Raw genomic sequence first — 12,953 nt, 5'->3', positions numbered from 1 at the left:
CACTGCAAGGTTTCATGAAGCATAATCACCTTCGTGCAGATATCCACTCGCCAGCCTGCAAACCCTCAAATACGCGGAGAACCCGCCATGAATCAGCGCAAAACCGGCTACGCCCCCGTCAACGGCCTGCGGATCTATTTCGAGATTCACGGCGCAGCGCACCCCACGCGACCGCCCCTCGTCCTGCTGCATGGCGGCGGCGACACCCTTGAAACCTCATTCGGTCAGATCCTGCCGGTGCTGGCGGCTGAGCGTCAGGTCATTGCCATCGAACAACAGGGTTATGGGCACACAGCGGACATCGTCGACCGTCCGTTCAGCTTCGAGCAATCCGCGGACGACACGGCGGCACTGCTCGCGTATCTGCACATCGGGCGAGCGGACCTGTTCGGTTTCAGCAATGGCGGTACCATCGCCTTGCAGGTGGCGATCAGGCATCCGGACGTCGTGCGCAAAATCGTAGCGGCGTCGGCGCTGGTCAATCGCGACGGTGCCTATCCGTGGCTCTGGGAAGCGATGGCCAACGCCACGCTGGAGAACATGCCGCCGGAACTGCAGGAGGCGTACCTCAAGGTCGCGCCGCAGCCCGGCAATCTGCGGCTGATGCATGACAAGGCAGCCCGGCGCATGCGCGATTTCAAGGACATCCCCGACGACGATATCCGCCGCATCACCGCGCCGACGTTGGTGGTGGTCGGCGATGCCGACGTCATCCGTCCCGAACATGCCGTGCAGATGTTCCGGCGCCTGGCACACGCGCAGCTTGCCGTGCTCCCCGGCACCGATCACATGCAGGTGACCACGCGCACCGAATGGCTGGTGCCAATGATCGACGCGTTTCTCGATGCCTGAAAACGGGCGTCGTGGCGCCCGTTTCCGGCGAGTTCAGCCCTGACAGCAGCGCGCCCCGACACGGCAAAAACAGGAGGCGGTGATTTCCACATCGGCCCGCGCCATGGCCAGATCGAGGCGGGTTCGCGCCGCCGCGGCTTCGGCGTCCCGCCCCAAGCGTTTCAGGCACTCCACATAACCGTGGAGGCTCCAGACATTGTCCAGATGCCAGGACGCACGGCTCAGCGTATCGTCCAGCCCCAGATCGGCCCAATAGGCCTGCAAGGCCTCTTCCACCCGCCCCTGCTCCAGCAGCAGCGCACCCAGCGCGTGTCGCACCGGTTGCATCCAGCCCCAAGGCTCGTCGTACGGCAAGTTGTCGTCCAGTGACTGCGCCTCGCGCAGGTGAGCGAACGCGCTGTCGTAGTTGCCTTTGCGGTACTCGATTTCCCCGTGCAGCATGGCGCCGGCCACCGCCAGGATGTCGGTGCATTGGTTGTTGAAGAGGTAACGCGTTGGCGGCACGCGGGTCAGCGCATTGATGAACAGCCGTTGTTCGGCTTGCGCGGCGGCGATATGCCCGTTGGCCGCGTGCGCCACGCCTCTGGCGTAATGCAGCATCGCGGTGGTCACGCAGTACAGTTCCTGGTCATTGGGCAATGGAGTGGCGAGGATGTCCTGCCATTTGCCGAAGCGGATCTGCACATGCACCTTCATTGACACGAAGCTTTCCAGCCAGTCGGCCATGGGCGGTTGCTCGACGCGCAGCAGTTCTTCCTTGATGGTCGACATCAGCTCTTCGGCGGCGTCCAGCGCCGGTTGGTACTGCCCAAGGAACATCGCCGAGTAGAGTTTGAAGTGGTAGTTGTGGCATCGATACAGGGTGTAGAAGTTGAGCGGCCCTTCCCGCTCCAGGAATTTTCGGTCGGCCAGGATCGCTTGGCTATTGGTGTTCATGGCCCCACGGTAATCGCCGCAGAGCACGTCGATGTGCGACGGCATGTGGCGCAGGTGCCCGGCGTCCGGCACCAGGTCGCGCAGAACATCGGCGGCGCGCAACGCTCGTTCGGGATGGGGTGACATTTCCAGGGTGTGGACGTACATGTGCAGCACCCCGGGGTGCGGCGCACCGCCCAGTGCCTGCTCCAGCACAGCCAGCGCTTCGAGGGTGTCGGCACCCGGCGCGGGTTCACCGGTTGTAAGATCCCACAACAGCCAGGGTGTGCGGTCAATCAAGGCTTCGGCAAACAGCGCCGCCACATCGGGATCGTCGGGAAAGGCTTTATAGACATCGCGCATCGACGCCGCGTAGGCATCGTTCCAGGTGAATAGTTGTTCAACACTGTCGGCAGCGTCGGCCTGATAGCGTTGCTCAAGCGCCCGGATCAGCGCTTGTTCCACCGGTTTGGCACCGTCGCAATGCGCCAGCGCAGTACGCGTCGCCAGTCGGGCCTGGGCGACGGCGTCTTTCAACTCCTGTTCGATAAACGCGTCCCAGCGCTTGTTGTAGTTGGGGCCGCTGGCATAGGCGATTCCCCAGTAGGCCATCGCGCAATCGTGGTCGTGTTCGATCGCCTTGCGGAAACAGCGGATGGATTCATCGTGGTTGTAGCCGTAGCACCACAATAATCCGCGGTCGAACCAAAGCTGAGCCTGTGGCGAACGCGTCGTTACGGGGCGGCTGTAGGTGCCCAAATCGTAATAGTCGTGCATCGGTTTACCCTCTCGATCAGAGCCTGGAACCTCGCAGAAAACGCCTCACGGCCTGACTTGCCGGAGACCGTCGACAGTTCGGGAGATCCAGCATACCCCGGCTGCTCCGGCCGGGCGGTGCAGCCGACGACAGGCTGGCGTCATGGAGTTTTTAGGACATTACTCACCAGCCCCCCTGTAGGAGCCAGCTTGCTGGCGATGGAGTGTCAGCTAAGGAAATGTCGACTGACACACCATCGCCAGCAAGCTGGCTCCTACAGGGGGATGCGGTACTGAGCAGGCTTGCGCCCAGACGCCCTTTCGCATCAATTGCAAACCATTGCCGGCGTCGATAGTCACCATCAACTCAATGAAGTTCTCTTAAAAATTGTGCGGCGTAACATCAGCTCCATACCAAACAACTACATCCCGGAGCACACCATCATGAAACGCCAACTCTTCCTCAGCATCGCTTTCTCGGTTTTTGCAGTTAACGCTTTTGCCGCTTCTTCTGCTCACCCGGTTGTCGCTGAAGGCGGCTCGGATCGTCTGATTGAAAGTCGTGTGGCCGAAGGTGGTTCTGATCGCCTGATCGAAAACCGCGTTGCCGAAGGTGGTTCCGACCGCCTGATCGAAAACCGCGTTGCCGAAGGTGGTTCCGACCGTCTGATCGAAAACCGCGTTGCCGAAGGTGGCTCCGACCGTCTGATCGAAAACCGCGTTGCCGAAGGTGGTTCCGATCGTCTGATCGAAAACCGCGTTGCCGAAGGTGGCTCTGACCGTCTGATCGAAAGCCGCGCCGTATGAATGAATAACCCTACCGCGGTACTCAAAAAGAAGCCCGGCCTGACCCGCCGGGCTTTTTCGTGCACAAATAAAATCAGCTCCCCCTTAATGCCACTGGCACACCTGTGATACATAGCTCCTGATTGCGAGTCCCGTATCCAATGAGGTTGCCCATGTTTTTCTCCCCACGCCTGCTGCTGACCTGCGCCCTGTCCGGTTTACTCGCTTGCGGCGCACAAGCCGGCACGCCCTCCCCGGCGCCCGCCAGTTTGCAACCGCTGCTGGTGACGATAAACGAACGCCTGAACATTGCTGATCTGGTGGCGCTGACCAAATGGGACAGCCACAAACCGATCCAGGACAGCGCCCGGGAAGCACAAGTCATCGCCAACGCCAGGAATCAAGCGGTTACCCGCAAACTCGACCCGGACGAAATCGCCGAGCTGATCGCCGCACAGATCGAAGCCAACAAACTGGTGCAATACGGACTGCTCGCGCAATGGCAAGCGGCAGGCAACGCGCCTGATGTGCCGCGGCCGGACCTTGCCAATCAAATCCGGCCTCAGCTGGATGAGCTGCAAAACCGCCTGTTGCAGCACTACGCCGATTTCGCGCCCTATCGCAAAGACCCGAACTGCGCCCAGTGGCTGGCCAAAGAGCGGTCGGCGCTGATCAAGGATGGCCTGCATGGCCAGGCATTGATCCGCGCCACCGGGGACTTGTGCATCATCGGTCGATGAGTCACCTGCCGTCTGCCAGTTCACTCAAGGCTGGCGACTGCTGACACTCTGCGCGCCCTTCTCGAACATCGCTTCGAAACGGGGCTTGTTGGCGGCGTAATAAGCGGCGACGGCCTGGTCGGAAGAGCTTTGGCGCGCCTGCATCATCAACGCTTCGAGATCAGCCTGAGGGATCGAGTAGTGGGCGAAGAAGTACGCCACTTCCGGATACTCCTGGCTGAAGCCCTTGCGCGCCATGGCGTGAATCTGCTCGGCGCCGCCAAAGATCTTCTTGGGATCATCCAGATAGCGCAGCGGATATTTGGAGAACATCCAGTGCGGACTCCAGGCATTCACCAAGGACCATTTGCCGCGTTTGAGGTTACGGTCCAACTCGTTGAGCATGCCGGACTCCGATGAGGCCACCAGCTTGTAACCATCGAGCTTGTACTCCTCGATGGCCTTGACCGTGAGCTTGTACTGGCCGTTGCCGACCTCGGACGTGAGGATCTTGCCGTCGAGCTTTTCCCTGACCTGCGGTTTGTTCAGGTCCTCTACGCTCGCCACTTCGCTGATCGGCACCGAGGTCGGCACCGTCATACCGATACGTCCTTCATAGAGCACGCCGAGGTCTTCGAGCCGATCCTTGTATTTGTCGTAGAACGCCTTGTGGGTACTCGGCAGCCAGACCATCGGGATGAGGTCGATATTGCCGTTGGCCAGGGCCTGGAACTGAATGCCGATGTCGGCCATCACCAGTTTCACCGGTTGTTTTAGATGTTCCTGCAATGCGGTGGTGGCGAGCTTGACGGTGATTTCGGTGTCGGACCAGTTGACCCAGCCAATGCGCACAGGTTGCTGTTCCGCCGCCTGAGTCAGCGCCGCGTGGGTTCCAAGCGCCAGTCCGAACAGGCAGGCACAGGCTGTTTTTCGATACGAATGAGCGTTCATCAGGCGTCTTCCTATTTTACGGTGATAGGCAGGTTGTCTTCGTTTGAACGGCCTTACGGTCGTGAACAGTGCAGTCTTCGCTGCTTCGAATTCGGGCAGCACAGCCCTTCTCCACCGAATCCCTCGCAATCCCTTTTCACATCTTGCCGGGCACGACTGTCCGGTAGCTCCTCTGCACCCTTTCGAGCCTGATCTTATCGGTGACTTTTGTGTTGCGCAAGAAAAATGTACACGTGTGTCATGAGCAATTGACACCTATGTACATTTATCCTAATTTCAAGTCGCCGAGCCTGATGAAGCCCACTTTGGAGCGCACCACGATGTCCAGCGATCCCTTGCTGCAACCTTACAAGATCAAGCACCTGACCCTCAGAAACCGGATCATGACCACGGCGCACGAGCCGGCTTACCCTATCGACGGCATGCCCCAGGCGCTCTATCGCGCCTACCATGTCGAGCGCGCCAAGGCCGGGGTTGCCCTGACCATGACGGCGGGCTCGGCAGCGGTCTCCCGGGACAGCCCGCCAGTGTTCAACAACGTGCTGGCCTACAAGGACGAAGTGGTCGGATGGCTCAAGGACCTGACCGATGAATGCCACGAACATGGCGCCGCCGTCATGATCCAGTTGACCCACCTGGGCCGGCGCACTCGCTGGGACAAGGCCGACTGGTTGCCCGTGGTCTCGCCTTCGCACCGTCGCGAGGCGTCGCACCGCTCGTTCCCCAAGAAGATGGAAGACTGGGACATCGAGCGGATCATCAAGGACTACGTGGACGCGGCCGAACGCATGCAGGCCGCCGGCATGGACGGCCTCGAATTGCAGGCCTACGGGCATTTGATGGATCAGTTCTGGTCGCCGCTGACCAACGATCTCGATGGCCCTTATGGCGGCTCGCTGGAAAACCGCATGCGCTTTACCTTCGATATTCTGCGCGGGATTCGCCAACGTGTCGGCGAAAACTTCCTGCTGGGTGTGCGCTACACCGGCGACGAAACGCTGCCGGGCGGCTTCAACGCCAGTGAAGGGATGCAGGTGTCGCACATGCTCAAGGACAGCGGGCTGATCGACTTCCTCAACGTGGTGCGCGGCCACATCGACACCGACGCGGGCCTGACCGATGTCATCCCGATCCAGGGCATGCGCAACTCGCCGCACCTTGATTTCGCCGGTGAGATCCGCGCCTCGACAGGCTTCCCGACCTTCCACGCGGCGAAGATTCCAGACGTCGCCACGGCGCGCTACGCGATTGCCTCGGGCAAGGTCGACATGGTGGGCATGACCCGCGCGCACATGACCGATCCGCATATCGTGCGCAAGATCATTGAGAAGCGCGAGGAAGACATCCGCCCTTGCGTGGGCGCGAACTATTGCCTGGACCGGATCTATCAGGGCGGTGCCGCCTACTGCATTCACAACGCGGCGACCGGTCGCGAAACCACCATGCCCCACGAGATTCCCAAGGCGGCGCACCAACGCAAAGTGCTGATCATCGGCACCGGCCCCGCCGGGCTGGAAGCAGCGCGTGTCGCGGGCGAACGCGGCCACGACGTCACTGTGCTGGAAGCGGCGGACCGGCCCGGCGGGCAGATCCGGCTGACGTCCCTGAACGAACGCCGCCGCGAAATGATCGGCATCATCGATTGGCGAATGGCGCAGTGCGAGCGCCTTGGCGTGAAGTTTCACTTCAACACCTGGGCGGAAGCCGACACCGTGCTGGCCCACGAGCCGGACGTGGTCATCGTCGCGACCGGAGGCCTGCCAGACACCGAGGTGCTTGCCCGAGGCAACGAACTGGTGGTGTCGACCTGGGACATTATTTCCGGCGACATCAAGCCTGGCCGCAACGTGCTGATTTTCGATGATGCCGGCGACCATGCCGCCTTGCAGGCTGCCGAAGTCATCGCACAAAGCGGCGCGACCGTGGAGATCGTCACGCCCGACCGTGCGTTTGCGCCGGAAGTGATGGCGATGAACCTGGTGCCCTACATGCGCAGCCTGCAAGACCTCGACGTCACTTTTACCGTCACGTACCGCGTCGAGTCGGTGGAAAAGCGCGATGGCAAGCTGGTCGCGACCTTCGGCAGCGACTACGGCAAGGTCAACAAACAGCGTGTCGTCGATCAGGTCGTGGTCAACCACGGCACGCTGCCGCTGGACGACCTGTATTTCGATCTTCGCCCTCACTCAAGCAATGGCGGCGCGGTGGAACAGCACGACCTGATTGCCGGTCACGCGCAACACATCGTCACCAACCCTCAAGGGCGTTTCCAGCTGTTCAGGATCGGTGACGCCGTGGCGGCCCGCAACACGCATGCGGCGATCTACGATGCCTTGCGGTTGGTGAAGGAAATCTGACCCCTGTCAAACATGAATCGAGGGAGCTTTTGCTCCCTCTTTTTTTTACATCCCGCGTCGGGCGACAGCCGCACCGGCCTGTACAGCCTGGCCCACGATGGCGTCGATATGTTGATCAGCCATCGACTGCAACGCCGCTGCCGTCACACCGCGATAAGCCATGAGGGCGTCGATCATTTGCAGGGGATCGCGGCTGGCCAGTAACTGACCGCCACCCACCACCACGCCGTGCGCGGCACGTTGGGCGATCGCCTCGGGAATCCCGGCGACCACCGCAGATTCAACCAGCGCCCTGTAAAGCATGGCCGGGAAAGCAGGCCCGGTGCCGGACAGTGCACTGAGGTAATCGATGCAATCCTCATTGGGCACTTCGTCCGCCGAACCGACGCATTCAAAAAGTCGTTGCACCCACTCGCGGTCCTGTTCGCTCAACTCACCGGCGTTGTACCAAGGGGTGAATGACTGGCGGATTTCCACGGCCGCATTCGGCATGGCCCGCACCACGACCTGCGCACCGGTGGCGGCGCTGATGGTCGCCGCCGGAACACCGGCCATCAGTGAAATCACCCGTTTGCCCCGGGCGTCGATCTGCAGTTCACGAAATTGCTCCGGGCGGATCGACAACACCACGACGTCGCTAAGTTCAACCAGCGCCTGGTTATCCGCCAGCACCCGCACGTCTGGCCCGAACGTGCTGCTGCCGGAACGGTTCGAAATCAGCAGGCAATCGGCAGCGATGAAGCCGCTTTCCAGCACCGCGTCAGCGATTGAACGGCCCAACCAGCCGGTGCCGCCGATGATGCCCAGTGTTCTATTCGGCATCGGGCGTGGCCTCCTCGAAAGTGTCGACCAGCGACACGAAAACACCCGGCTCTTTTTCCGCGTAGCCGAACTTGCCAAAAAAACGGTCGAGCTCGCGACGCTTCGGTGCCTTGCCGGTAAACACCGTGACGTACTGCGGAATGCGCCGGAAACGCACGACGATGTCCTCAGTGGTTTTCATCGAGATGTAGCCGATCTGCGTCAGGTAGATCGTCCTGGCCCGCGCATCGGCGGCGTCGGTCTCGTAGCCGAACCGGCGAAACATGCCGGCCAGGGCATTGATCCGCGCCTCGTCAGCCGCGGCGATTTCGTCGGCCACCTCGGCGGACTGCAACGCCCAACTGCGCACGGCAAACTCGAACTGCGAGTCGAACAGCTCGGGGTTCACCCAGCATTCGAAAACGTTGAGGATGGCTTCGGAAATGCTTTCGGCGTAACTCTCGCACTGGCTGATCAGCCCGCCGGTGTTCTTGTCGCGCCAGCGGGTCAGGAGCGCCGCCAGCAGTTGCTCGCGATCCTCATAGAACCAATAGAAACTGGTGCGCGACAGGTTCAGCCGCTTGGCCAGCGGCATCACGCGCACCGCGTCCACACCGGATTCCTTGAGGGCATCGTAGGCGGCGTCCAGCCAGCCATTGACCGAGCCGCGCCAGCCGGCATCCTGTGCCTTGGTCCGTGTCTTTCCTGTCTGCGACATCCTCGGGTACCACCGTGTTCTGAAAATGTCGCTCCACTCTACGCTGCACGCCCTCGTGCGTACACAAAATGTACATCGACGTACATTTCAACGACGCATTAGATTACTGCGGCTGAAACGTCTGCAAGTACGCCAGCACATCCTCGATCTTCTCCGGATCGCTGAGCCCCCAGAAAATCATCCGGGTGCCGGGCACCACTTTCTTCGGCGCTTCGAGGTAAGCCGTCAGTGTCTCGCGCGTCCAGACAATGCCGGCGGATTTCATCGCGTCGGAGTACTGGTAGTCCGTCACGCTTCCCGAGGGACGGCCGAAAATGCCATTGAGTTGCGGGCCGAAGCCGCCCCGCGCCGACTCGCCCACTTGATGGCAGCCGCCGCAGATCCGCGTGAACAGTTTCGCCCCGGCTTCAGCATCCCCCGCCGCTGCCGCCGGCGTGCAAAATGCCCCTGCGGTCAGTGAAAGGACGAAGGTGAGGGTTACAGCTTTCATCATGTTCGGTTCCAGTGAAGTCAATCGGCGCACCCGGTGCATTTTCGCGCCTACCTTACCCGATTACCGCCGCCCGACGTGCGCCGGTCGCTCAAGCGTCGGCCTGGGCGCGAATCTCCTAAAATGAATCGTGAGACTTGAACGGTTGCCAGCCCCTGGCAACACCGTCGTGAAAGGAGGTGTTCGAGATGCAACTCATCACGCAGAAAATCGATAAGCCGCAAGACACGAATTTCATTCTGGGTCAGACCCACTTCATCAAATCCGTCGAGGACATTCACGAAGCGTTGATCAACGCAGTGCCAGGCATCCGCTTCGGCGTGGCTTTTTGCGAAGCCTCGGGCAAATGCATGGTGCGCTGGTCCGGCACCGATCCCGCCATGATCAAACTGGCCCAGAGCAATGCCCAAGCCATCGGCGCCGGGCACAGCTTCATCATCTTCCTGGGTGACGGCTTCTATCCGCTGAACATATTGAACACGGTCAAGACGGTTCCAGAGGTGTGCCGGATCTTTTGCGCAACCGCCAACCCCACAGAAGTGGTGCTCGCCGAGACAGCACAGGGACGCGCGATTCTGGGTGTGGTGGATGGCTTCTGCGCCAAGGAAATTGAAGGCGACGAAGACATTCTGTGGCGCAAAAACCTGTTGCGGCAGATTGGCTACAAGCTGTGAATTTAGCGGCTCATAAGGACTTGCAGTTTTCAACAGTAGGCTAAGCTTGGATCAGCTCATTGCTCACGATGCTCGATTCTGCAGGGTTTTGGTTGTTCTGGAGAGCGTCTGCAACAGCTATCTCAGACAGGCCCAACCCTTTCACGCAGGATTGACGTGATGACCGAGCCCCTCCTCAGCTTTGATGCACTCAAGCGCGCGGCTGCCGCTGGCGAAATCGACACCGTATTGGTCTGCATGGTCGACATGCAGGGACGCCTGGTCGGCAAGCGCTTCCAGGTCGAGTTTTTTATCGACAGCGGCCACGAAGAAACCCACTGCTGCAATTACCTGCTGGCCGACGACATCGACATGGAACCGGTGCCGGGTTACGCCGCAGCCAGTTGGAGCAAAGGCTATGGCGACTTCGTCCTCAAACCGGACATGTCCACGTTGCGGCGTGTGCCCTGGCTGGAATGCACGGCGCTGGTGCTCTGCGATGTGCTCGATCATCACCATCGCAAGGACTTGCCCCACAGCCCACGGGCAATTCTGAAAAAACAGGTCGAGCGCCTGCGTGAACGGGGCTACACCGGCATGTTCGCTTCGGAGCTTGAGTTCTACCTGTTCGATGAGAGCTACGAGGCGATCCACCAGCGCAACTATCACCAACCGAAAACCGCCGGGCATTACATCGAGGATTACAACATCCTCCAGACCACTCGCGAGGAACCGGTGCTGCGGGCGATTCGCAAGCATCTGCAAGCGTCCGGCATTCCCGTGGAAAACTCCAAGGGCGAATGGGGCCCCGGCCAGGAAGAAATCAACATTCGTTACGCCGATGCCATGACCATGGCCGACCACCACGTCATCATCAAGCACGCCTGCAAAGAGATCGCGCAGCTGCAAGGCAAGGCGATTACGTTCATGGCCAAGTGGCGCTATGACGCCGCCGGTTCCAGCAGCCATATCCATAATTCGCTGTGGGACAAGAACGCCAAGAAGCCATTGTTCTTCGACGCCAAAGCCGAGTTCGGCATGTCGAAACTGATGCGCGCCTGGGTCGCCGGGCAGCTGAAGTACGCCAACGACATCACCTGCTTTCTGGCGCCCTACATCAATTCGTACAAGCGCTTCCAGGCCGGCACCTTCGCGCCGACGCGGGCGGTATGGAGCCGCGACAATCGCACCGCCGGCTTTCGCTTGTGTGCCGAAGGCAGCAAATCCATCCGCATCGAATGCCGCATCGGCGGCGCCGACCTCAACCCTTATCTGGCCTTTGCCGCACTGATCGCGGCGGGCCTGGCCGGGATCGACGAGAAGCTCGAACTCGCGGCCCCGTTCGAGGGCGATGCCTACCTCGATGAGCATTTGCCGGAAGTCTCGAAAACCCTGCGCGATGCCTGCTCCGCCCTCAAGGGGTCGAGCATGTTGCGCGAGGCGTTCGGCGATGAAGTGGTCGATCACTACGTTCACACCGCCGAGTGGGAGCAGAAAGAGTACGACCGGCGGATCACCGACTGGGAACTGCAGCGCGGCTTCGAGCGCTATTGAGCACACCATGACTGCGAAGATTCAGCTTATTTCTCCGGTCGATGGCCGGGTGTACGTCGAGCGCCAACAAATAGATACCGCCCGACTCCTTCAGGCGCTTGAGGCGGCTGCAACGGCCCAGGCGCAATGGAAGCGCCGACCACTGAGCGAGCGCGCAACTTTTTGCAGTGCCGCTGTGGACGCGATGCTCGCCATGAAAGATGAAATCGTGCCGGAGCTGGCCTGGCAAATGGGTCGACCGGTGCGTTATGGCGCTGGCGAGCTGCGCGGTTTCGAAGAGCGGGCCCGGCATATGATCGCTATTGCGCCTGAAGCGCTTGCAGCCGTTGAGCCCGCACCGGTCGCGGGTTTTCGGCGTTACATCAAACGCGAACCGCTAGGTACGGTGCTCGTGATCGCCCCGTGGAACTACCCCTACCTGACCGCCGTCAACACGATTATTCCGGCGTTGATGGCGGGCAACAGCGTCATCCTCAAGCATGCATCGCAAACCTTGCTGGTCGGCGAGCGTTTCGCTGAAGCTTTTCGCCGAGCCAATCTGCCTGAAGGGTTGTTCCAGAACCTGCTGCTCAGTCATGCCAGTACCGCAGTAGCCATCGTCACCGGCGACGTACAACAGGTGAACTTCACGGGTTCGGTGGACGCTGGCCTGCAAGTCCAACAAGCCGCCATCACGGATTTCATCGGCATGGGCCTGGAGCTCGGCGGCAAAGACCCGGCCTACGTTCGCGCCGACGCCAATCTCGATCACGCCGTGGAAAACCTGGTGGACGGCAGCTTCTTCAACTCCGGGCAAAGCTGCTGTGCGGTCGAGCGCATCTATGTGGACGAGAAAATCTATCCCGCCTTCGTCGAGCGCTTCGCCGATTTGACTCGCCAGTACGTGTTGGGCAACCCGCTGGACGAAGCCACCACGCTGGGTCCGATGGTCTCGCCGGCCGCCGCAGACTTTGTTCGCGGACAGATTGCCGACGCGCTGGCCGAGGGCGCCAAAGCGCTGATCGATCCGAAGGCGTTTCCCGCCGACGCACCGGGCAGCGCTTACCTGGCTCCGCAGGTACTGGTGGACGTCACCCATGAAATGTCGGTGATGCGCGACGAAAGCTTCGGCCCTGTGGTCGGCATCATGCCGGTGACTGGCGACGAAGAAGCCATCGCCTTGATGAACGACAGTGAGTTCGGACTCAGTGCGTCGATCTGGACCGAGGACCTCGCCGCCGCCGAACGCCTCGGCAATGAGATAGCCACCGGCACCGTCTTCATGAACCGCTGCGATTACCTCGACCCGGCGCTGGCCTGGACCGGGGTCAAGAACAGCGGACGCGGCGTCACCCTGTCGCGCCTGGGCTACGAGCACCTGACCCGCGCCAAATCCTTTCATCTGCGCCACGAGGTGTAGGC

General features: G+C 60.9%; 12 protein-coding genes. 7 read left to right on the top strand and 5 right to left on the bottom strand.

Annotated elements, in window-relative coordinates; genetic code table 11:
- The first annotated feature begins 87 nt into the window (after positions 1-87).
- Positions 88-852 (top strand): alpha/beta fold hydrolase, encoded by a 765-nt coding sequence (locus tag IB246_RS23145; protein WP_008040435.1) that lies wholly within the window; start codon positions 88-90, stop codon positions 850-852.
- A 33-nt stretch (positions 853-885) separates the two neighbouring features.
- Here the strand turns inward: IB246_RS23145 and IB246_RS23140 are convergent, their stop codons facing one another.
- Positions 886-2,544 carry a hypothetical protein gene (locus IB246_RS23140; protein ID WP_008040438.1) on the bottom strand — a complete coding sequence of 553 codons (1,659 nt, stop codon included), beginning with the start codon at positions 2,542-2,544 and terminating at the stop codon, positions 886-888.
- Between the two features lie 423 nt (positions 2,545-2,967).
- Between IB246_RS23140 and IB246_RS23135 the strand changes: the two genes are divergently transcribed.
- Positions 2,968-3,330, top strand: a complete 363-nt coding sequence (locus tag IB246_RS23135) for a hypothetical protein (protein WP_008040440.1) — start codon at positions 2,968-2,970, stop codon at positions 3,328-3,330.
- A 152-nt stretch (positions 3,331-3,482) separates the two neighbouring features.
- The gene (locus IB246_RS23130; RefSeq protein ID WP_008040441.1) at positions 3,483-4,049 is read left to right on the top strand and encodes a chorismate mutase; all 567 of its coding nucleotides are present in this window, start codon (positions 3,483-3,485) and stop codon (positions 4,047-4,049) included.
- 24 nt (positions 4,050-4,073) lie between these two features.
- Here the strand turns inward: IB246_RS23130 and IB246_RS23125 are convergent, their stop codons facing one another.
- The gene (locus tag IB246_RS23125) at positions 4,074-4,979 is read right to left on the bottom strand and encodes a glycine betaine ABC transporter substrate-binding protein (protein ID WP_008033329.1); all 906 of its coding nucleotides are present in this window, start codon (positions 4,977-4,979) and stop codon (positions 4,074-4,076) included.
- Positions 4,980-5,299: 320 nt separating this feature from the next.
- On the opposite strand from IB246_RS23125, the gene IB246_RS23120 reads away from it, so the two are divergent.
- On the top strand, positions 5,300-7,336 hold the full coding sequence (locus IB246_RS23120; protein WP_032832534.1) for an NADH:flavin oxidoreductase: 2,037 nt from the start codon (positions 5,300-5,302) through the stop codon (positions 7,334-7,336).
- 45 nt (positions 7,337-7,381) lie between these two features.
- On the opposite strand, the gene IB246_RS23115 is transcribed toward IB246_RS23120, so the two are convergent.
- The 3 genes from IB246_RS23115 to IB246_RS23105 all read right to left on the bottom strand — a co-directional run bounded on the left by IB246_RS23115 (position 7,382) and on the right by IB246_RS23105 (position 9,348).
- Positions 7,382-8,158 (bottom strand): pyrroline-5-carboxylate reductase family protein, encoded by a 777-nt coding sequence (locus tag IB246_RS23115; protein WP_008040444.1) that lies wholly within the window; start codon positions 8,156-8,158, stop codon positions 7,382-7,384.
- Positions 8,148-8,855, bottom strand: coding sequence for a TetR/AcrR family transcriptional regulator (locus IB246_RS23110; protein WP_008033332.1), 708 nt, complete (start codon positions 8,853-8,855; stop codon positions 8,148-8,150). Before IB246_RS23110 ends, IB246_RS23115 begins: the two co-directional genes overlap by 11 nt.
- A gap of 103 nt (positions 8,856-8,958) precedes the next feature.
- Positions 8,959-9,348 carry a c-type cytochrome gene (locus IB246_RS23105; RefSeq protein WP_008040445.1) on the bottom strand — a complete coding sequence of 130 codons (390 nt, stop codon included), beginning with the start codon at positions 9,346-9,348 and terminating at the stop codon, positions 8,959-8,961.
- Between the two features lie 185 nt (positions 9,349-9,533).
- Between IB246_RS23105 and IB246_RS23100 the strand changes: the two genes are divergently transcribed.
- From IB246_RS23100 to IB246_RS23090, 3 genes are all read left to right on the top strand, one after another.
- On the top strand, positions 9,534-10,019 hold the full coding sequence (locus IB246_RS23100; RefSeq protein ID WP_008040446.1) for an adenosine-specific kinase: 486 nt from the start codon (positions 9,534-9,536) through the stop codon (positions 10,017-10,019).
- Between the two features lie 159 nt (positions 10,020-10,178).
- Positions 10,179-11,552, top strand: coding sequence for a glutamine synthetase family protein (locus IB246_RS23095; RefSeq protein WP_008040447.1), 1,374 nt, complete (start codon positions 10,179-10,181; stop codon positions 11,550-11,552).
- A 7-nt stretch (positions 11,553-11,559) separates the two neighbouring features.
- A complete protein-coding gene (locus IB246_RS23090; protein WP_008040448.1) occupies positions 11,560-12,951 on the top strand; it encodes an aldehyde dehydrogenase family protein in 1,392 nt (463 codons plus the stop codon).
- Positions 12,952-12,953: the final 2 nt, after the last annotated feature.

The organism is Pseudomonas sp. PDM01, assembly GCF_014852325.1.
GTDB lineage: Bacteria > Pseudomonadota > Gammaproteobacteria > Pseudomonadales > Pseudomonadaceae > Aquipseudomonas > Aquipseudomonas migulae.
Note: the sequence above shows the minus strand (reverse complement) of the source record. Positions and strands in the feature narration are given on the sequence as shown.

Excerpts from the sequence above, each read along its gene's own strand:
- IB246_RS23140 (WP_008040438.1), bottom strand. The coding sequence starts at position 2,544 with ATGCACGACTATTACGATTTGGGCACCTACAGCCGCCCCGTAACGACG.
- IB246_RS23115 (WP_008040444.1), bottom strand. The coding sequence starts at position 8,158 with ATGCCGAATAGAACACTGGGCATCATCGGCGGCACCGGCTGGTTGGGC.
- IB246_RS23120 (WP_032832534.1), top strand. The coding sequence starts at position 5,300 with ATGTCCAGCGATCCCTTGCTGCAACCTTACAAGATCAAGCACCTGACC.
- IB246_RS23105 (WP_008040445.1), bottom strand. The coding sequence starts at position 9,348 with ATGATGAAAGCTGTAACCCTCACCTTCGTCCTTTCACTGACCGCAGGG.
- IB246_RS23135 (WP_008040440.1), top strand. The coding sequence starts at position 2,968 with ATGAAACGCCAACTCTTCCTCAGCATCGCTTTCTCGGTTTTTGCAGTT.
- IB246_RS23110 (WP_008033332.1), bottom strand. The coding sequence starts at position 8,855 with ATGTCGCAGACAGGAAAGACACGGACCAAGGCACAGGATGCCGGCTGG.
- IB246_RS23145 (WP_008040435.1), top strand. The coding sequence starts at position 88 with ATGAATCAGCGCAAAACCGGCTACGCCCCCGTCAACGGCCTGCGGATC.
- IB246_RS23125 (WP_008033329.1), bottom strand. The coding sequence starts at position 4,979 with ATGAACGCTCATTCGTATCGAAAAACAGCCTGTGCCTGCCTGTTCGGA.
- IB246_RS23095 (WP_008040447.1), top strand. The coding sequence starts at position 10,179 with ATGACCGAGCCCCTCCTCAGCTTTGATGCACTCAAGCGCGCGGCTGCC.
- IB246_RS23130 (WP_008040441.1), top strand. The coding sequence starts at position 3,483 with ATGTTTTTCTCCCCACGCCTGCTGCTGACCTGCGCCCTGTCCGGTTTA.
- IB246_RS23100 (WP_008040446.1), top strand. The coding sequence starts at position 9,534 with ATGCAACTCATCACGCAGAAAATCGATAAGCCGCAAGACACGAATTTC.
- IB246_RS23090 (WP_008040448.1), top strand. The coding sequence starts at position 11,560 with ATGACTGCGAAGATTCAGCTTATTTCTCCGGTCGATGGCCGGGTGTAC.